Here is a 20,110-nt window from a genome sequence, read left to right on the forward strand (position 1 = left end):
CCATGAAGCTGCAGGGTAAGCGGATTCTACTTGGAGTGACAGGCAGCATTGCTGCCTACAAGTCGGCCCACCTGACACGCTTGCTTATCAAATCCGGAGCTGAAGTGCAAATCATCATGAGCACTTCAGCTCTTGACTTTATTACCCCATTGACTTTGGCCACGCTTTCCAAGCGGCCGGTTTATTCGGATTTTTCCGACAAAAAGACCGGGGAATGGAACAACCACGTGGAGCTTGGTCTTTGGGCTGACCTTTTCCTAGTCGCACCGCTCAGCGCCAATACGCTTGGCAAATTTGCCAACGGGCTCTGCGACAATCTGCTCACAGCCACTTATCTATCGGCCCGCTGTCCAGTGATGCTGGCTCCCGCCATGGACCTGGACATGTACCAGCATCCCTCCGTTCGCGCCAATCTCCAGCGCGTGGGCTCTTTTGGCAATCTGCTTTTGGATGCCGAGAGCGGGGAGCTTGCCAGCGGGCTTTCTGGACAGGGGAGGATGATGGAGCCGGAGCACATCCTGTCCGAGGTGGAAAATTTTTTTAGCATCAGTGGGGATTTTTCGGGGAAAAAAGTAATGATCACACTCGGCCCTACCCAGGAAGCCATCGACCCGGTACGCTTCATCAGCAATCATTCCAGCGGCAAAATGGGTTTGGCCATAGCTAAAGCATTCCGCAGCCGCGGGGCAGAAGTCCATCTGGTCTGCGGCCCGATTGCTTTGAGCATTGATCCACAAAGCTACCGGGTCTATTCGGTGAAGTCCGCCCAGGAGATGTACGAGGCGGCAAAAGGCATTCATGCGCAGATGGACTATTGTGTCTTTGCAGCGGCCGTAGCCGACTACGCTCCCGCGCAGGTAGCTTCCGAAAAAATCAAGAAGAGCGATCCGGAGATGAGTATTTTGCTCAAAAAGAACGTGGATATCGCCCTGGAGCTGGGCAAATCCAAGAGGCCAGGGCAGGTGCACGTCGGCTTTGCGCTGGAGACCGAGAAGGAGGAAGTGCACGCAAAGGCAAAGCTGGACAAGAAAAACTTCGATCTGATCGTTTTGAATTCGGCAAGGGATGAGGGGGCCGGATTCCAGCACGACACCAATCGGGTCAAGCTGATCCATCGGGATGGAAGGATCGTTGACTCTGGCTTGAAATTGAAATCCGAAGTTGCCGAGATGATTCTGGAAGAGCTCAAAAAGGCCGCAGTCTGGGTTTGAGCTCTGGAAATTTAGCTATTTTAGGTTCATGACTAGATTCGGGCTGCTGCTGCTGTTCTTCTTTTTTGTCCAGGGTATGCAAGCCCAGGAGCTAAACTTCACGGTGACGATCAACAGTGACCGGTCTAGGATTCAGAACACCGACGTGTTTAGCCAGATGAAGACCAGCTTCGAGCAGTTTCTCAACGGGCGATCGTGGACCAATGACGAGTTTAGGCCGGAGGAGCGGATCAAGGGAAACTTGCTCATCACCATCAACGAGGTACCCCAGGTGGGCGTGTACAATGCCACCGTGCAGATTCAGGTGGTTCGCCCGGTCTACGGTACCAACTATGAGTCGCTGGTCTTCAACTACGCGGACAGAAACTGGAGCTTCGAGTACATCGAATCCCAGCCCTTGGAGTTCAATCGCTTCACTTTCCTAAACAACATCAGTTCCCTTCTGGCATTCTATGCGCACATCGCGCTGGGCATAGACTATGACTCTTTCGCGAGTCGTGGAGGCAATGAGCACTTTGCGGTAGCCAACGACATCGTCAACAATGCCCAGCAATCAGGACGCGCGGGCTGGACCCAAAGCCAGTCCGACCGCAGAAGCCGCTACTGGCTGATCAATGACATCTTTGTCTCGCCAATCTATTCCCAGATCCGCGACGCCTATTATCTCTACCACAGGCAAGGCATGGACATGGTACTGACCGACCCGGATACCGCTTACAAAAACATCCTGGAGGCCATTCGGATGGTGGCAGAGGCGAACAAACTCCAGCCAAACGGGATCTTTACCATTTCCTTTGTCGATGCCAAGTCGGACGAGATTTCCCAAATCCTCAAGGAAGCCCCTTTTGAAATTCGGGACGAGGCGGTAAAGCTGCTTCTGGAGGTCGACCCAAATAACGCCAGAAAGTACAACGAGCTGCTCAGAAGCTAAGCCTGATTTTTTTAGCTTTGCCCAAAGCCATTCCAGTCCATGCTCAAATCGCTTAGCATCTCCAATTACGCCCTGATAGACCAATTGCACATGCAGCCCGCCAAGGGGCTGAGCATGATCACCGGAGAGACCGGCGCCGGTAAATCCATCATGCTGGGCGCTGTGGGGCTGCTTTTGGGTAACCGATCCGATACCAAAGTCCTGCTCCACGAAGACAAGAAGTGTGTGGTGGAGGGGATTTTTGAGATTGGGGAGTATGGCCTCAAGGGACTATTCGAGCAGCAGGAGCTGGACTACGAGGATACCTGCATCATCCGCAGGGAGATCAGCCCCGGGGGCAAATCCCGCTCCTTTGTAAACGATACCCCGGTTTTGCTGGACTTTCTGAAAGTGCTCGGAGCAAAACTCATGGACGTACATTCCCAGCATGACACCCTTCAGCTCGGTGAGGGCGCCTATCAGCTCGCCCTGGTCGATGCCTATGCGCAAACGGCGAAGGAACTCAGCGCCTATCAGCGTGCCTATCGAGCGTTTAGAAAAGCCAAAACCACTTACGAAGAACTACGGCAAAAGGCCATCGAGCTGCAAAAGGAAGCGGATTTCAACCAGTTTCAATTGGATGAACTAAGCGCACTGGCCTTGGTTGCCGGCGAGCAGCCTGAGCTGGAATCCACGCAGGAGGTGTTGGAAAACGCCGAGGAGATCAAGCTCAAGATCAACGAAATGCTCGCGCTCTTTCAGGAAGAGCAATACGGGGTCTTGCAGGGGATGGCCCAGATCCAGCACGGCATGCAAGGCTTGGAGCGCCTGGCACATAAATTTTCCGAACTGAAGGAGCGCTTCCAGAGTGCCCTGATCGAGATGAAGGACTTGGTGGATTCGCTGGCCACGGAAGAAAGCTTGGTGGAGATCGACTTTGAGAAGCTAGACCAGATCCGAGACCGGCTCAGCAAGATCTACCAATTGCAGAAAAAGCACGGGGTCACTTCCGTGGAAGAGCTGATGAAAATCGAAAGCGAGTTGGCAGACAAAGTCTTCCAGTTCCAAAACTTGGATGAAAGTCTGTTGGCTGCTGAGAAGGTATTGAAAGAGACTCAAGCCGAAATGCTGGACGCTGGCAACAAGCTGACCGAAAGGCGGAAGTCTTGCTTTGCTCCTTTCGAAAAGGAACTTCAAAGTTTGCTCGCCGGGCTGGGTATGGAAAATGCCCGGATTCTCATCGAGCTCAAGGCCGTGGCGCCTAGCCAGTCCGGATTGGATGAGGTGGAGTTGCTTTTCTCCGCAAACAAGGGCGGCACGCCTCAGGCGCTGAAAAAAGTGGCCTCTGGGGGTGAGTTTTCCCGTCTTCTCTTCGCTATCAAATACCTCATGGCCGACAAGATGGCCCTGCCGACCTTGATTTTTGACGAGATCGATACGGGGATCTCCGGAGAAGTGGCCCTGCAGATGGTACGCATGATGAAGGAGATCGCCGGTAGGCACCAGGTGATCTGCATCACGCACCTGCCGCAGGTGGCAGCCAAGGGAGAGCAGCATTACTTTGTATATAAGGACAATTCCTCCGAAAAGACCGTCAGCAAAATCCGCCTTCTGGCTGAAGAAGACCGTGTTGCGGAGCTGGCCAAGATGATCGCGGGCGCCAATCCTTCCGCTTCGGCTGTGGAGAGTGCCCGTGAGCTCTTGCTCAATTGAGGGCAGAATCGCGAATTTTCCCTATTTTTACGCAGAATTTTTGAAATCAATCCAAAAGCTATATGCCAGAAAATTTGCTAAAAGGAAAAGTGGGGATCATCACCGGTGCGCTGGATGAAAACTCAATTGCCTGGAAAACTGCCCTGAAGGTCAAAGAACAGGGCGGGCGCTTTGTGCTCACCAATGCCCCCATCGCGATGCGCATGGGCGCGATCAAGGAACTTGCCGAAGCATGCGATACCATCGTCATCCCTGCTGACGCGACCGTGGTCGAGGACATCGAGAAGCTCTATGCCGAGGCCAAGGAGTTTTTGGGGGGTAACTTTGACTTCCTCCTGCATTCCATCGGCATGTCTCCCAACATCCGCAAGGGAAAAGCATACGGCGATCTGAACTACGACTGGGCGATGAAGTCCTACGACGTGTCTGCGATCTCTTTTCACAAGATGATGCAGGTGGCAGAGAAGACCGACGCCATGAACGAGTGGGGTTCCATCGTCGGGCTGTCCTACATTGCGGCCCAGCGGGTGTTTCCTTTCTACACCGACATGGCGGATGCCAAAGCCCTGCTTGAAAGCATCGCCAGAGGATATGGCTATCGCTATGGCAAGCTGAAAAAAGTTCGCGTCAACACCATCTCCCAGTCCCCGACCAAGACGACCGCGGGATCCGGAATCGGCGGCTTTGATTCCTTCTACAACTTTGCCGAGGCGCTGTCCCCGCTTGGGAATGCTTCCGCCGAAGCCTGCGCTGACTACATCGTGACGATGTTTTCGGATCTGACCAGAATGGTCACCATGCAAAACCTCTTCCACGACGGAGGCTATTCCTTCACCGGAATCTCCGAGGATATCATGGAGCGCTTCAAAGATTTGTAAAGCCGCTTGCCCTTTCAAGCCCGATTGGAAACAGTCGGGCTTTTTTTTGGCCAATCCGTTCGTCTCGTTTTTTTCCTTGTCCATTTTATCCTATTTGGATATACGCTACTTTGACAATAATAGCCTTAGACTAGTATTCGGAGCGGGAAACCATGTTGAAAGACGCTACATCGGTCTTCGGTCATCGGTCTTCCTGCCCGATTGTTGATGAAAATTCGGTTGCCAGCAGAAAAACGTATATATAGAGTTTACTATCTTTTAATCCATACAAGCCACCAACCTATGAGAAAAATGCTACTGACTGCCCTGATGGGCATGGCCTTGGCCGTACAGGCTTTTTGCCAGATCGCGTCTGCTCCCGCTCGGGCAGAGGGGGAAGGTCCCTATACCAAACTGATCATCCGGGGAGTCATCCTCGTCGACGGTACCGGCGCGCCCCCTATCGGACCGGTCGATATCGTGGTGGAAAAAAAACGCATCGCCCAGATCCAAACCGTCGGATATCCTGGATTGCCGATCAGCGAAAACCGTCGCCCCAAAGCCGATGAAAACACAAAGGTCTTGGACTTGGAGGGACACTATCTGCTGCCGGGCTTTGTGGATAGCCACGGCCATATCGGAGGTACGGGCCAAGGCACTCCCGCGGAATATGTGTACAAGCTTTGGATGGCCCACGGCATCACGACTATAAAAGATCCATCCGCTGGAAATGGGATAGACTGGGTGCTGGACCAAAAGAAAAAGTCGCTGGCCAACGAAATTACAGCGCCGAGGATTTTTGCCTACACGTCATTTGGCCAAGGATCCGGTGGATCCATCTCCAACGCGGAGCAGGCCAAGGCTTGGGTGAATACCAACAAGGCCAAAGGCGCGGACGGGATCAAGTTTTTCGGAGCAAAGCCTGAGGTCATGGAAGCCGCGATCGCCGAAAACAAGCGGATCGGACTTCGGTCCATCATGCACCATCAGCAGATGGACGTGGCCAGGTGGAATGTGCTGCATTCTGCCCGAGCAGGGCTGACCTCGATGGAGCACTGGTATGGCCTGCCTGAGGCGCTGTTTGAGAATCGCACCATCCAAGATTTTAGACTAGACTACAATTACCAAAACGAGCAACATCGCTTCGGTGAGGCCGGGAAGCTTTGGAAGCAGGCCGCAGCGCCTTATTCCGAGCATTGGAACAAGGTGATGGACGAGTTGTTGGCGCTGGATTTTACCCTCGACCCGACTTTCAATATCTACGAAGCCAATCGGGATCTGATGCGCGCCCGCACCCAGGAGTGGCATGCCGTGTATACGCTGCCCTCGCTTTGGAGATTTTATGCGCCGAGCCGGCAGTCCCATGGATCGTATTGGTTTGACTGGACCACCGAGGAGGAGGTGCAGTGGAAGGAGAATTATAGGCTTTGGATGGCCTTCATCAATGAATACAAAAACCGAGGCGGACGTGTGACTGCCGGCTCGGACTCCGGGTTCATCTACCAGCTTTACGGTTTTGCCTACATCCGCGAGCTGGAGCTGCTGCGGGAGGCGGGTTTTCATCCTCTCGAAGTGATTCGAAGCGCCACCTTGTATGGTGCGCAGGCGCTCGGCATGGAAAAGGAGATTGGTTCTGTAGAAGTGGGCAAGCTCGCCGACTTTGTCATTTTGGAAGAAAATCCCCTCCAAAACCTGAAGGTGCTCTATGGCACCGGCTCGATCCGAATCGACGATACAAATACGCCGGTCAGGGTCGGTGGGGTCAAATACACCGTGAAAGACGGAATCGTGTACGATGCCAAAAAGATGCTGCAGGATGTGAAGGCCATGGTGGATGAGGCCAAAGCCACCGAAAACGTCCAACTAAAGCAGCCGGGGCTGGATTGGTAAAAGATACGGTTCTAAATCAAAGGGGAAGGCTGAGGCTTTCCCCTTTTTCGTTGGCGCTGTTTCTGGTCGGACGAAAAAGAAAATGAAATTTTTTCGCTCAATGTGAAACCTTTCCTTAAATTTACATGTATATACATTAAAATCAGATGTAGATAAAATGGGAAAGATAGAAGAAGCCATACAGCAGAAGGAATTCAAGGATCCGTTTAACAAGGCTGTGGTAAACTTGCTTTACACCCATAGCTACTTGGTGACAGCGCAAAACGGCCTGTTTAAGCCTTACGATATTTCCCCAGAGCAATATAATGTACTGAGGATTCTCCGCGGGCAAAATGGCAACCCGACCACCGTGTCGTCTATCCAAGACCGAATGCTCAACAAGATGTCGAATGCTTCCAGGCTGGTAGAAAAGCTGAAATTAAAAGGCTGGGTGAAAAGGACAGAGTGTACCTCCGACCGAAGACAGGTAGATGTCCTGATCACCGATGAGGGGCTGGAGCTGCTCCAGACTTTGGAAAGGCTGGTGGAAGAGAGCAACGTGAGAGTGGTCAACCTGAGCCAGGAAGAAGCGGTGCAGCTCAATGAGCTTTTGGACAAATTGAGAGGATAAAAAATTTTAACCAAATAGATGTATAGACATCAAATGTAAAAACAAATTAATTAACCATTCATTTAAAAACAAACGATTATGAACACGACAAAATGGAGTATCGACCCTACCCACTCAGAGGTATCTTTCAAAGTGAAGCACTTGGTAATCTCTACCGTCACGGGCTTTTTCAAGGAGTTTGAAGGAGCAGCCGAGTCTGACAGCGATTCTTTTGAGGGCGCAAAGGTGACTTTCGCGGCCACTGTGGATAGCATTGACACCAACCAAAAAGACAGAGACGCCCACTTGAAGTCTGCGGATTTCTTTGACGCGGAGAATTATCCTAAATTGACTTTCGCCGGACAAGTAGCAAAAGTCGGCGGTGACTACAAGCTGGTCGGGGATCTCGAGATTCGCGGCAACAAGAGAGAAGTCGAGCTCGACGTGGACTTTGGCGGTGTGGTGGCTGACCCTTGGGGACAGACCAAGGCCGGTTTTGAGATCGAGGGCAAGATCTCCCGAAAAGAATTTGGATTGACTTGGTCTGCCGTGACTGAGGCGGGCAGTGTGGTCGTCAGCGACCAGGTGAGATTGCACCTGAGTGTGCAGCTGGTCAAACAGCAGGTGGAAGCATCTTCCGAAGCAACAGCATAATTCAAGAAGCTGCCCTCGGGCAGCTTTTTTTAACTCCCAAAAGAAAGGAATAACCATGAAACCATTGATCACCGGCATCCACCATATCACAGCGATCGCCGGAAATCCCCAGCAAAACATCGATTTCTACACCGGAGTCCTAGGACTTCGCTTGGTCAAAAAGACCATCAACTTCGATGCACCAGATGTTTACCACTTCTATTTCGGGGATGAACTAGGCCGGCCAGGCACCGTCTTTACCACCTTCCCGTTTACCGGAGCAAGGAAGGGGACAAAAGGAACCGGCGAATTGACCTACACGGCATTTTCCGTAGGCAAAGATTCGCTGGCATACTGGACAGAGCGTCTGCGCAAGTTTGGGATCCCGGTGTCCGATCTTCAAAAGCGTTTTGGAAATGAGTTGATACGCTTTGAGGACCACGATGGCATGGGCATCGAGCTGGTGGCAAGCGGCGAAGACGACAGGCCAGGCTGGACGTATGGTCATATTCCCGCCGAGCATTCGATTCGCGGATTCTTTGGTGCGACGCTCCAGCTGCAGTCCAAGGAGCTGACTGAGCAGCTGCTCACTCGTCACATGGACTATAGCTTTATCGGGCAGGAAGGGGATCGCTTCCGCTACGGCACGGAGGGCAAAGCCGGTGATATCGTGGATATTGTCGTCAACGAGGCCGGGCGTCGGGGCGTGCAAAGCGCCGGAACCGTCCACCACATAGCATTCCGTACCGCCAATGAGACCACGCAATTGGCCGTTCAAGAAATATTGATGCAAAATGGCTATATGGTCACCGAGGTGAAGGACAGGAATTACTTCAAATCTATCTACTTTCGCGAGCCCGGAGGAGTACTGTTCGAGGTTGCTACCGACGAGCCCGGCTTTGCGATTGACGAAGACGAAGCCCATTTGGGTGAGTTGGTCAAGCTGCCGGAGTGGGCGGAGCCGAGTCGGGAGCGGATAGAGAAAGGCCTTACCCCTGTCAAACTAGACGTCTCGAGCTATGTCTGAGCTAAGAAAAAGCGGATTGCCTCTGGAGCAGGCGAAAAAGGCAATCATCCTGATCCACGGTCGGGGAGCTACCGCTGAGAGTATCTTATCGCTTAGTTCATATCTGAATTTGACCGACTATGCAATTCTCGCTCCGCAGGCAAACGGAAATTCCTGGTATCCGTTTGGGTTTATGGCTTCCGACGAAGGCAATAAAACCACCTTGGAACGTTCTTTAGGGGTGATTGCCGCGGCAAGGGAAGAGCTCCTCGCTGCGGGGATCCCGGATGAGAGGATTTTCTTTTTGGGATTTTCACAAGGAGCTTGCCTGAGCCTGGAGTTTGCCGCTAGGCATGCCACTCGCTTCGGCGGAGTAGTAGCTTTCACAGGTGGGCTGGTTGGGGAAAAGCTCCAGCCGGAGAAGTACTCCGGAGATTTCCGGGATACACCGATTTTCATCGGTAGCAGTGACCGGGATTTTCACGTTCCGGCAAAAAGGATAAACGAATCGGCTGAGTTGCTCCGTACCATGGGAGCAGACGTGACCGTTCAGCTATATGACGATCCGGATCATACGATCCGCGCAGAAGAGATAAACTGGGTAAACCAAAAGATTTTCTTGTAAGGTCTATTTAGTTTAAAAAGTCCCCGGCAAGTTGTCGGGGTATTTTTTTGTCTTTTTGAAGCTATTTTCCGATAAAATCGAGGTCGAAAAACCTTAAAAATATTTTTGTAATGGATTGATAATAAATAAAATAGGGGTGTTTTTCGGAATTTACTCAATAGATTGAGTAAATTTACTCAATAAAACGCGTAAAAAATCATGAGCTATCAAAGGGCGGAGAAAGCCGTCATCCAAAAGCGCCTGCAGGATGAGCCGCGCAGGTTCATACAGGTGATCTATGGTCCTCGCCAAGTAGGGAAGACGACCCTGATCCGACAGGTGATCAAGGACATGGCCGCACCCAATACTCTGGTGGCGGCGGATGCCGTGCCCGCTACGGATCGGGTTTGGATTGCCCAACAGTGGGAGATCGCCCGGGCCAAGCAAGCCCAAAGCCCGGAAATCCCCTATTTGCTGGTGATAGACGAGGTGCAGAAGATCGACAACTGGAGCGAGCAGGTCAAGGCGGAGTGGGATCGGGACACCGCCGACGAACGGGATATCCGGGTGATTTTGCTCGGATCCTCTCGGCTGATGCTCCAGCAGGGACTGACCGAGTCTCTGGCGGGAAGGTTCGAGGCCATGTACTTGGGGCATTGGTCTTACCGTGAGATGAAGGACGCCTTCGGCTTGACCGCCGAGGAGTACGTCTGGCACGGAGGCTACCCAGGTGCGATCATGCTCAGAGACGACGAGGATCGCTGGAAAAACTACGTGCGCGACGCTCTGCTGGAGACCAGTATTTCCAAGGACATCCTCATGCTGACCCGAGTGGACAAGCCTGCCCTGATGAGACGGCTGTTCGAGATCGGCTCGGCCTATTCCGGGCAGGTGCTCAGCTATACCAAGGTGATGGGGCAGCTCTCGGACGCGGGCAATACCACCACGCTCGCCAATTACCTGGAGCTGCTCAACGAGGCGGGCCTGTTGGCCGGTTTGGAAAAGTATAGCCCCAATCTCGTGCGAAAACGCTCCTCCAGTCCCAAGTTCATGGTGCACAATACCGCCGTCATGTCCGGGATCAGCAATGAGACCCAAGAGACCCTCCAAGCCGATCACCGAGCCTGGGGCCGCTGGGTGGAATCTGCGGTGGGAGCGCACCTGGTCAATCAGGCGTTCAAGGAGAAAAAACTAACCATCTACTACTGGCGGGAGGGGAATGACGAGGTGGATTTTGTAGTCGAGTACAAGAAGCGGATCATCGCGCTGGAGGTGAAGACCTCCAAAGTGGGGACGCTGTCAGGCTTGAATGCGTTCGCCGCACAATATCGGCCGGAGAAGTCGCTCGTCATCGGCACTGACGGGATCCCCTGGCAGGACTTCTTGCAGATGGATATTTTGGATTTGTATGCGTAAAAGACAGTCGTTTTCGGCTGTCTTTTTTTTGCCAAAATAAACTCAATCATGATTATCCGCAATCTTGCCAGTAATCCAATTTGCTTCTTCAATTGGGCAGGAAGACCCCGACACGTCGGGCAGGCGATGACCGAAGACCGATGTAGCGTTTTCGACATTGTTTCCCGCTCCTAATACTGGTCTAAGGCCATCACTGGCAAAGTAGCGAATATCCAAAAACTCAATTATCCCGAAATCTCCTGATTTTCAGCCTAAAAATATTTCTGTAACTATCAGTATATCAGTTGATAATGCATTGTTTTGGAATTTTACTCAATGTGCTGAGTAAAATTACTCAAGACATTGAGTAAAATTCCATTCCTCAAAACGAGTAGCTGACTTGGGAACCGAGATCAGGGTCGAGTTCGATTTGGGCAAAGACGCCGATCTCCTGCTGGAGCTCTTCCACGTGGCTGATGATGCCAACGATGCGGTTTTCGTGGCGCAGTGCTTTGAGCGTCTCAAAGACCACCCGCAGCGCACTTCGATCCAAGGCTCCAAATCCCTCGTCGAGGAAGAAAAAGCTTTGCTCGGCTTGGTTGAGCGCCTTTACTTTTTCCGCCAAAGCCAAGGCCAGACACAGCGCAGCCTGGAAGGTCTGGCCTCCGGAGAGGGTTTTGAGCAGGCGCTTTTTGCCGCCATTGAGGTAGTCGACCACCCAGAAGGTGTTGGAGTCGTCGATCTCCAGACTGAGGCTGTTTTTGGTCAGCATCCGAAAGCGTTGGTTGGCCGTGTTGCAGAGCTCGCGGAGGTAGATGGAGCTGACAAACTTCACAAATCCTTTGCCCTGGAAGAGGCGATCGAGCTCTTTGAGGTTGCTTTCCCGGTTTTCCACGGCGGCAAAGGCCTTGGTCAATTCCTTCTTTTTTTCCAGGTTTTCGGAGAGGGTTTTGATGTCCTGTCGGAGGAGAATGAGCTGGTTTTGGAGCTCGGTAGCTTGGGATTGCAAGAGCAGTGTCTGGGACTGGGTTTCGAGAAAAGCGGCTTCCGAATAGCTGCTTACCCCTTCTTCGCCCTTCAGCTCTGCGATCCGGCTTTCGGTGGTCGCCAGCTTTTGGTCAAACTGGCGGATTTCCAGATCGACTTTCTCTGCATCGAGGGAATGGTGGAAAAGTCGGATCAAAGCGGCTTCGTCGAGAAAGCCATGGGTTTGCTTTAGACGCTCAAACTGGGTCCCGAATTCTGCGACCTTGCTTTCCGATTCGAGGGCAAGCCGCTTGTACTGCTCGATATCCGCGAGGTTTTTGGACTGCTCGGCTCGCTTTGCTTGCAGGTGTTTTTGCTTGCCGCGAAGTGATTCGATGGCGGTCTCGATGTCCCGCTCCACGTTTTGGATGGAGGCGAGGATGATGTCGCCGGTTTTTGGGAAAAAGCCCTTGCAGAAGGTCGGGTCCCTGATTTCCTGCTGTTTGCTTTGGATGGTAGCCACCAGTGCCTGATGTGAAAGCTGCGCCTGTTGGAGGGATTTTTCGGACTTTTCCAGGGTTTCGCGCTCAGTTTGCCAAGCTTTTCTCTTGGTCTGGATGTTCTTAGTCAAGGCTTCCCTTTGGTCGCCGGATTGGACAAGCTCGTGGATTTTGGCCGCCAAATCGGATTTGTCTCGGATGCCAAGCTTGGCTAGGTTCTCGGCCAGCGCGGTTTTCTGCTCTTGCAACTTTTGGAGTTCGGAGGCCTTTTCGCCTTTGTTTTGGAGAAGAGTTTCCAGTCTGGATTCCTCGATTTTTTGGTTTTGAATGAGCGCGGAAATGCGGTCAAGGGTCTCCTTTGCTTTCTGGATTTGCTTTTCCTTTTCTTCCAAAAGGACATTTTCCGCTTCCGCCTGCAAGGGGCTGGGATGTGTCGCCGAGCCACAAAGCGGACAAGGTTCCCCGTCACTGAGCAAGTGTGCGTGGACGGCCAGTCCCTGCTTCCGGAGCAGCTTTTCACGATCCAGTTCCAGGGATTCCAGTCTCGTCTTTTCGGATAAAAGCCAAGTGTCCAAGGATTGGGCATCTTCCGGGATTTGGTTTTTTATGGCTTCCAAAGCCTGGCTTTGGGAGGCTTCTCCCTGGGCTAGCTGGTTCAGCTGTCCTTGGAGTTCCTGGTTTCTTTCGGCAAGGGTCTGGAGCTGGGCAGCGCTGGTTTTCAGCTCGGAGAGCAGGTTGGCATTGGCAGCGGGAAGTTGGTCTAGCTGGTTTTCCAGATTTTGGATTTCGGTTTCCAGTAGTTTTTGGGATGCTTTTTTGGAGTCGATTTCAGGTTGACGAGTTTCCAGCGTCCGCGCTGATTCAGCTGCTTTAACTTCCATTTCCTTGATCTCGATGACTTTTTTCAAGTCTCGGATTTTGGCTTCGCGCTCTGGCCTTTGTTCATTTTTCCTGATCAATTCCTGCTCTTCGGCCTCCAATTCGGCGATTTCCTTTTCGTAGGTTTCCTTGAAGCGTTCACAGTCCAAGGCGCTGACGCGATACTTTTCCAGGTCAGATTTGGCATCTTGCAGGCGATCCCAGACCGGGCGCAGGTGGGTTTTGGCGGTGATGAACTCCCGATGGAGCTGGCGCTTCTCTTCCACTTCGGCTTTGCGGGAATGGAGCTGTTCAAGCGTCTCGCTGAGCTCTTGGAGGAGCAGAAAGGACTTCCGACGTGACTCCAGCTTTCGCAGTTCGGTTTCGGCGGTTTTTAGGTTTTGGTCAGCCGTTTCGCTTTGGCTTTTGAGCTCGCTTTGGCTTTTGTTTTTTTCTGCCAAAGCCTCCTCCGAAACTTCCTCCAAGCCGCCCAGCTGGGTTTCCAGACGGATCTTTTCCTCCCGCGTGGCTTTGAGCAAAATCCCGTTTTTCATCGAAAGGTCAAAACGCTCCAAGCCAAACAGCTGCTGCATCATCTCGGCGCGTTCGAGTGGCTTTTGGTCGATGAATTCACGGAATTTTCCCTGTGGGATGATCACCGTTTGCTTGAAGTGCTCCTTGCCCATGCCGAGGATTTCCTCAGCTTTCTGTGTTGTCGCTTGCCAGGTTTCATTTTCCCAGGCGTAAAACACGTGCTCGCCGGTATCTATTTTCTCTCCGTTTTTTTTGTTCCGCTTAGCGGAATAGCGGGCGAGGTAGGTTTGCGCGTTGCTTTTTCCCGCCCGAAACCTAAAGTTGATCAGCAGCTGCTCGCTCTGGAGATTGACCATGCTGGAGCGCTCTCCGGTGGCGGCCAGACGCTCGGTACTGCCGTAGAGCGCCAGGAGAATCGCTTCCAAAATGGAGGACTTGCCGCTGCCGACGGCACCGAAAATCCCAAACAAGCCCGCTGCCGTGAGCTGCTCAAAGTCCACGGTTTGCTTTTCGCGATAGGAGTAGAGGCCTTCGATTTCGAGTCGGACGGGGATCATGCGGGGTCGTTTTGGCTGGTGATTTCTTTGAAAAGCGCGAGGATTTCAGCGTTGGGTTCTTGTCCTTTTTCGCTTTGGTAATACATGCGGAAGAGGCTTTCCATGTCCTTGGATAGGTCGTCCACGTGGAGGGCGAAAGTCTCTTGCCCGCTGGGATTTTTGAGGGAGGGAATCAGGCTGACCACCCCGTCGTGGGCTTTGAAGATGGCCTTGCGCGTCGCTGCTTCGATGGATTCCTCGGTCTCGTAGGTGATCTCCACGAAGCAGTAGGGGTTTTGCTCCAGCCAATCCAGGGTTTTGTCCAAGGCATCGAAGCGCTTCCGATAGAGTGGTCTTCCCTGCTTCAGTCCAATGGCGCGATAGCTTGCAGGCTGGCTGGGTTCGACCTCGACGAGCACGATTTTTTTCTCCTGATCTGCTTCGGAAAAAGAATAGGCCAGCGGCGAACTCGCATACACGACGGGAAAGGGGCCGTCGCCCACGGCATGGTGGCGGTGGAGGTGGCCCAGCGCCGCGTATTGGAGTTGGGGCGGAAGGTTTTTGGTGAAAAGTGCCTGGGTGCCTCCGACATGGAGGATAGGGCGCTCGGACTCGGGCTCGGACTCGATGGGAGCTCCTTCTTTGGCAAAGAAAAAGTGCCCGACAAATAGATTCACCCCTGAAGGATCACAAAACTTGTTGGCAAGTTCAGTCCATTTCTTGGCCATGATTCCCCGGAATTCCTCTTCCCGGTTTTCTTCGCCGAGATAGGCTCGGAGGCTGACCTCATTCGCATAGGGTGCCAAAATCACCCGAATGGGGAAGCTGAACTGCGGAAGTCGGATCTCCACAAAGCCCGGTTCGGACTGGGTGATCGCCACTCCGGAGTCGAGCTTTCCGACCGGAATCACCGAGTCGTAACGACTGTAAAAGAAGATGCCCAGCTCCCTGGCCAGAGGATCAGGAGCCTCGACAAACTGCGTGCTGTCATGGTTGCCGGAGATGGCGAGAATGGGGCGGGTGCCGTTTTTGGAGAGCTTTCTCAGGGTTTTGTACAGTAGCTCTACGGCCTCGTGGGCGGGATTGAAGCTGTCGAAGATGTCGCCAGCCAGGAGCACGAGATCTGCGGCCTCTTGGTCCGCGATCTGGCAGATCTCGTCGAGCACGAGCTTTTGCTCTTCCAGTCTTGAATATTCCTGTAGGCGCTTGCCCAGGTGCCAGTCGGCGGTGTGGAGGATTTTTAGCATTTCGTCAACGGTCGACGGCCGACAGTCCACCGAGGGGAGAAGGAGCCGTCGTGCCAGAGTATTTGGTTTTGCAAGAAATCAAAAGGTGTCTACTAAGGTACTCGTGATGGAGAAATCCTCCAAGGAAATAGCTGGAAGCTGACGGGAATTGGCACTTTTCTTGGGAAACAGGGAAAAACTTAAATTCGGTGGTGAAGTTTTTCCTGTTTTTGTTTTTTCTACTCGGTGGGATGGCCTTCTCGGCCAGTGCCCAGGTGGACTCCCTGCTGATCCAGGAGGGGACGGCGAGTTTTTATGGGAAGCGCTTTCACGGGCGACGCACCGCCAGCGGAGAAGTGTTTTCGCTGGATAGCCTGACTGCGGCGCACAAGCGCCTGCCGCTGGGTACCTGGGTGCGGGTGATCAACAAGAAGAACAACCTCTCCGTGGTGGTCCGTGTCAACGACCGGCTGCCCATCTACTCCAAACGGCAGATCGACATCTCACGTACGGCGGCAGAGCAAATCGACATGGTGCATGATGGGCTGGCTAAGGTGAGGGTGGAGGCATTGGATCTGGACGAGCTGGATAGGCTGATCGAATACTACAAAGACCGGGATCATTCTCCCCTACGGCTGAGGCCTTACTATCGGCCGATAGCGGTGCCAGAGAGGAGGTTGGATACGGGCTTAAAAACGATTAGATATTCTTATTGCTCGAATTTGCGATAATTCTCACGCAAACTCATTGGAAACGGGTTTCTTAACCTGTGATTTTTTTAGACTCATCTTCTAAAAGGGATTCTTTGACTTGGTGCACGCAGCCGGTGACGACCAGGCCCCTTACCGTCGGCGCACCATATCTGTCATGGACGGCTACGAGGTCGCCGCTCTCTACACCCGCATCGACCGAATTGCCAAAGAAACGGGCACAAAGCTGGCTTCGCCCTTTTATAACGCTGTGCTTTATGGCACTGCTGGTGATTCTGACCCGAAGCTGAGTGACGAAGGAATTTTTATTAACAAATACTTACGTTTTGTAACCAGATTTTGGTAGTGTAAATATTTATTATTTTATTTAATTAAATATTTGTTTTCTGCCCCCTTCAATACTTTGTCAACGATCTTTTGGCCACTTGATCTTTTTAGTTTCTTTTAACCTTAAACTTTAATTAAAAATGAAGAAGCTGAAATTATTAGTTCTAGGCACCGCAATGGTAGCCTTGAGCTCTTTTGCAGTTGCCTATTTTGGTGCTGGTCAGGCAGAGGCAAACCCAAATCCTGACTACTGCGAGTGGGATGGGGAAGACTGCCTTAGCCCGTCTGTCACCAACTATTGCATCTGTGAAGATGGGGGAGCTGTAGATCAATAGCAAGTCTTCACCGTTGACGTTGTGCGGCTGCACCCCATGGAGCAGCCGATTTCACTCCAAACCTTCACTATGCGCACCCAAATAACAACGATATTATTAGTCATTTCCATCATGGGCTGTGATGTACAAAAACAGGAAAAGAAACTCCATGCCATCGTTCACCAGTCGGTCAAGATCCCCCTGGAGCTAACTGTCAATCCCAAAAGATCCAGTTTTCAGCACATAGATTCTGATTCCGGCGAGTATATCGCACTACATAACAAAATAGGCCCTAGAATCGAAATATTTGGGTTAGACTCGTTTGACCATATTCGATCCATCGACTTGGCGACTGATGGCCCAAATAGAATAGGTACGCCAAACGGTTTCCGAATCTTATCGAGAGACTCGTTACTCATCGCATCCATTCCGCCACAAGTGATTACTATAGGCTTTGATGGTGTAAAAAAGGGAAGTATTCCAGTAGTCGACACGGTCAACCATGTCAACTACCTCAGCTCAAATAACGAGCTTCCCTTTTTGTTTGACGGAAAGATGCTATTTGGGGCACAGCCCTTTTTTCGGGATTTCTTGCAGACAAGGCCAGACGAAATCGGAAGCTATAGCCATGTATACCGGGTAGACCTCAATTCGGGAAAAACGGATTGGTTACCGATCTCCCATCCTTCGGATCTCTGGGATGAAGGGAAAATAACGCCCCATTTTGCATGGACAGACCGCCGCGACACCATTGTCGTCTCCCCGCAAACTGACCATCGCCTTTGGCTGATTTCAAAACAAAAGGGAGAATTGCTGGGATACAAAGAGGCAAAATCAACCTATGTAAATAAATTTCAAATTATCAACGGGCCGCCAGAGGGTGACAAGGGAATCACAGAAGGGCTCGCCAGCGATCGATACGAGCTGTTGCTGCATGATCCCTATCGAGATGTTTTCTATCGCTTCTTCTTTATTGGGTTCGATTGGAAAGACTATGACTTGGGATACAGGGAACTGTTTGCAAATAGGCCAAAAGTAGGCGTGCTCGTACTGGATCAAAACCTAGACAAACTGGGTGAACATATCTTCAAAGATCATCAAATCGAACCTTGGAACTACTTCGTCGGCCGCAAGGGGCTCTATGTCTCGACCAACAACCCCAACCGGAAGGACTTTGACGAAAACTACCTGCGCTACGACATCATCCGATTCGAGGGACTGGACTATGAGGACTAGCGTCGCGCTACTACTTCTGCTATGCACCTTGGCTACTTCTCGGCCAGTGCCCAGGTGGACTCCCTGCTGATCCAGGAGGGGACGGCGAGTTTTTATGGGAAGCGCTTTCACGGGCGACGCACCGCCAGCGGAGAAGTGTTTTCGCTGGATAGCCTGACTGCGGCGCACAAGCTCCTGCCGCTGGGTACCTGGGTGCGGGTGATCAACAAAAAGAACAACCTCTCCGTGGTGGTCCGTGTCAACGATCGCCTGCCCATCTACTCCAAGCGGCAGATCGACATCTCACGCACGGCGGCGGAGCACATCGACATGGTGCATGATGGGCTGGCTAAGGTGAGAGTGGAGGCGGTGGATCTGGATCAACTCGAAAAATTGGTCGAATACTATGCGGACAAAGAGCATTCCGGACTCAGGATAAGACCCTATTATCAGGGAGTAGTATTTTTAAAAAAAGAGTTAGACGTGAATTTTGTTCGTTGTAAACCTAACTATTATAAAATTGATTCATCTGATTATCAGAAAGTTGAAAACTAATTTTAGATTTCTCGTGAACTACACTTGCTTTTTTGGATGGGGGGGGTAATTTAATCAACGAAGGATCAAGGTCGGCGCCGAAATCTGGATTTTTTAGGGTAATTTTTTCTCCGCCCTGCAGGGTGCAAAAGGAGGCATAATATTTTAAATCTTTGAGTAATGAAAGCAAAATTTTCCATTCTCCTGACAGCTTTGGCATTGTTGGGAGGCATTGCAATCCAAACTGAGGCTGTGGGCCAAACGATGACTTGCCGATTGATTCGCGGAAGTGAAAAGACTTTTGAAAATGGGATGCGCTGTGCCCTTTATGATTGTCCAAATGGCGAACAGGTTCAATCATGCATAATGCCTTGACAGGTTTGAGTTGGGGACTCTGCCCAAAAATTTTGGGCAGAGTCTATTTGCTGATCAAATTGTCATTGGTTGTAGTTTTACTTCTCTCTAGATGTACCCAAAAGGATATGAAAAGAGACCTTGTAATCGAATTTGGCGAGGTGGATTCCATATTTCTTGAGACGGGAAATGTGGTTTATCAAAATGCCAAGTTTAGAGTTTCAGATCAAAACCAAAAGATGCTGATTCAACACAGCACGCAACTTTTTTTGTATGACTTTGCTGTCGATTCTATTGTCAAATCTATTGAATTGGACACGCTCCCGCTAGTCCTTCCTGAGGTGAATTTGGGAGGCGCTTTGTATTCCGATGTGGATCAAAGTATTGCATTGTTTTTTCCTCAAAAAGCTAAAATATATCATTTGGATTCCGGGTATAATTTAGTTAAGGAGCTCAGTTTAAGTCGACTGGATGACATAGGTCATATGTTTTTGCCATATGGGGAGGTTTTCTATTATAATCCTGCAAAGAACCTCTATTATATAGGAATGATGAAGAATGAGGGTGACATAGTGGGTTTTTTGGAAGACACGCGGTTTGTGGGGATTTTTGATTCAAAAACGGGTCAATTAATAGACCAATTTGCAGGGTTTTCCGAAGAACGAAAGGCTCATCGATTCGAGGTTTTAAGCGAAGGCTTGTTTTACATGGATGTCCATTCCGATGAGTTTTATATCAGAGATGTCGTTGGCAGTCAGACCGTGACGAAATGGGATCTTTCAGGTAAATGGATGGGAAGCTATAGGCTGGGTTCAGAGAGGATGAATATGGAGCTGCAACCATATAGCGAAGGTGATTTTGCAGAAGGCAAACGAAGTGACTATTTCTATGGCCTTAAAGTTATCGGCGAAGACCGGGTCGTTTCCAATATCTTCTTGCGGGATTATCCTGACGGAAAAGAGAGGATTGAAGGTTTACTATTAGTTGAGGATTTTACGAAAAATCGGAGCTACTCCAAGGAAATTTACCCTTTTCAAAAAATTGTACATGTAAGCGATTCCACTATTTGGATGGTCAGAAATCACCCTCTTACAGAAGATATGGTCTTAGTGGCGATAGAATATAGTCTGGAAAAATGAGGATAGGCGTTGCCAGTGAGTTTTTCGGATGTATTAGTTCTTCTACTTTGGAATCATAAATCTCCGTGCATTATTCACAAAAGGTCATA

General features: G+C 51.1%; 19 protein-coding genes. 16 read left to right on the plus strand and 3 right to left on the minus strand.

Annotation, left to right across the window (positions count from 1 at the left end):
* Positions 1–2 precede the first annotated feature (2 nt).
* From coaBC to J0A68_RS05570, 10 genes are all read left to right on the plus strand, one after another.
* Positions 3–1,211 (plus strand): bifunctional phosphopantothenoylcysteine decarboxylase/phosphopantothenate--cysteine ligase CoaBC, encoded by a 1,209-nt coding sequence (coaBC, locus tag J0A68_RS05525; protein ID WP_206577167.1) that lies wholly within the window; start codon positions 3–5, stop codon positions 1,209–1,211.
* A 28-nt stretch (positions 1,212–1,239) separates the two neighbouring features.
* Positions 1,240–2,142, plus strand: coding sequence for a type IX secretion system protein PorD (gene porD / locus J0A68_RS05530; RefSeq protein ID WP_206577168.1), 903 nt, complete (start codon positions 1,240–1,242; stop codon positions 2,140–2,142).
* Between the two features lie 39 nt (positions 2,143–2,181).
* Positions 2,182–3,834 (plus strand): DNA repair protein RecN, encoded by a 1,653-nt coding sequence (gene recN, locus J0A68_RS05535; RefSeq protein ID WP_206577169.1) that lies wholly within the window; start codon positions 2,182–2,184, stop codon positions 3,832–3,834.
* 62 nt (positions 3,835–3,896) lie between these two features.
* A complete protein-coding gene (locus tag J0A68_RS05540; RefSeq protein ID WP_206577170.1) occupies positions 3,897–4,712 on the plus strand; it encodes an enoyl-ACP reductase FabI in 816 nt (271 codons plus the stop codon).
* Positions 4,713–4,994: 282 nt separating this feature from the next.
* The gene (locus J0A68_RS05545) at positions 4,995–6,581 is read left to right on the plus strand and encodes an amidohydrolase family protein (protein WP_206577171.1); all 1,587 of its coding nucleotides are present in this window, start codon (positions 4,995–4,997) and stop codon (positions 6,579–6,581) included.
* 157 nt (positions 6,582–6,738) lie between these two features.
* The gene (locus J0A68_RS05550; protein WP_206577172.1) at positions 6,739–7,191 is read left to right on the plus strand and encodes a MarR family winged helix-turn-helix transcriptional regulator; all 453 of its coding nucleotides are present in this window, start codon (positions 6,739–6,741) and stop codon (positions 7,189–7,191) included.
* A gap of 78 nt (positions 7,192–7,269) precedes the next feature.
* Entirely contained in the window at positions 7,270–7,824 is a 555-nt protein-coding gene (locus J0A68_RS05555; protein ID WP_206577173.1) for a YceI family protein, read from the plus strand.
* 55 nt (positions 7,825–7,879) lie between these two features.
* Entirely contained in the window at positions 7,880–8,830 is a 951-nt protein-coding gene (locus J0A68_RS05560) for a ring-cleaving dioxygenase (protein WP_206577174.1), read from the plus strand.
* On the plus strand, positions 8,823–9,434 hold the full coding sequence (locus tag J0A68_RS05565) for an alpha/beta hydrolase (protein WP_206577175.1): 612 nt from the start codon (positions 8,823–8,825) through the stop codon (positions 9,432–9,434). The genes J0A68_RS05560 and J0A68_RS05565 overlap by 8 nt, the downstream gene beginning before the upstream one ends.
* Positions 9,435–9,632: 198 nt before the next feature.
* On the plus strand, positions 9,633–10,829 hold the full coding sequence (locus tag J0A68_RS05570; RefSeq protein WP_206577176.1) for an ATP-binding protein: 1,197 nt from the start codon (positions 9,633–9,635) through the stop codon (positions 10,827–10,829).
* Positions 10,830–11,190: 361 nt separating this feature from the next.
* Here J0A68_RS05570 and J0A68_RS05575 read toward each other — a convergent pair whose 3' ends face one another.
* The gene (locus tag J0A68_RS05575) at positions 11,191–14,223 is read right to left on the minus strand and encodes an AAA family ATPase (RefSeq protein ID WP_206577177.1); all 3,033 of its coding nucleotides are present in this window, start codon (positions 14,221–14,223) and stop codon (positions 11,191–11,193) included.
* On the minus strand, positions 14,220–15,449 hold the full coding sequence (locus J0A68_RS05580; RefSeq protein WP_206577178.1) for a metallophosphoesterase family protein: 1,230 nt from the start codon (positions 15,447–15,449) through the stop codon (positions 14,220–14,222). Before J0A68_RS05580 ends, J0A68_RS05575 begins: the two co-directional genes overlap by 4 nt.
* Before the next feature lie 188 nt (positions 15,450–15,637).
* Here J0A68_RS05580 and J0A68_RS05585 point away from each other — a divergent pair, with 188 nt between their 5' ends.
* The 5 genes from J0A68_RS05585 to J0A68_RS05605 all read left to right on the plus strand — a co-directional run bounded on the left by J0A68_RS05585 (position 15,638) and on the right by J0A68_RS05605 (position 18,549).
* A complete protein-coding gene (locus J0A68_RS05585; protein ID WP_206577179.1) occupies positions 15,638–16,159 on the plus strand; it encodes a septal ring lytic transglycosylase RlpA family protein in 522 nt (173 codons plus the stop codon).
* 136 nt (positions 16,160–16,295) lie between these two features.
* Complete coding sequence (locus J0A68_RS05590; protein WP_206577180.1) at positions 16,296–16,484, plus strand: hypothetical protein; 189 nt, start codon at positions 16,296–16,298, stop codon at positions 16,482–16,484.
* A 121-nt stretch (positions 16,485–16,605) separates the two neighbouring features.
* A complete protein-coding gene (locus tag J0A68_RS05595; RefSeq protein ID WP_206577181.1) occupies positions 16,606–16,800 on the plus strand; it encodes a hypothetical protein in 195 nt (64 codons plus the stop codon).
* 69 nt (positions 16,801–16,869) lie between these two features.
* A complete protein-coding gene (locus J0A68_RS05600) occupies positions 16,870–18,015 on the plus strand; it encodes a DUF4221 family protein (RefSeq protein WP_206577182.1) in 1,146 nt (381 codons plus the stop codon).
* Between the two features lie 21 nt (positions 18,016–18,036).
* Entirely contained in the window at positions 18,037–18,549 is a 513-nt protein-coding gene (locus tag J0A68_RS05605; RefSeq protein WP_206577183.1) for a septal ring lytic transglycosylase RlpA family protein, read from the plus strand.
* On the opposite strand, the gene J0A68_RS05610 is transcribed toward J0A68_RS05605, so the two are convergent.
* Complete coding sequence (locus J0A68_RS05610) at positions 18,500–18,889, minus strand: hypothetical protein (protein WP_206577184.1); 390 nt, start codon at positions 18,887–18,889, stop codon at positions 18,500–18,502. The two genes, J0A68_RS05605 and J0A68_RS05610, sit on opposite strands and share 50 nt — an antisense overlap.
* A 121-nt stretch (positions 18,890–19,010) precedes the next feature.
* Between J0A68_RS05610 and J0A68_RS05615 the strand changes: the two genes are divergently transcribed.
* Entirely contained in the window at positions 19,011–20,021 is a 1,011-nt protein-coding gene (locus J0A68_RS05615; RefSeq protein WP_206577185.1) for a hypothetical protein, read from the plus strand.
* The last annotated feature ends 89 nt before the right edge of the window (positions 20,022–20,110 follow it).

Origin of the sequence: Algoriphagus oliviformis, assembly GCF_017254915.1 — a bacterium.
Lineage (GTDB): Bacteria > Bacteroidota > Bacteroidia > Cytophagales > Cyclobacteriaceae > Algoriphagus > Algoriphagus oliviformis.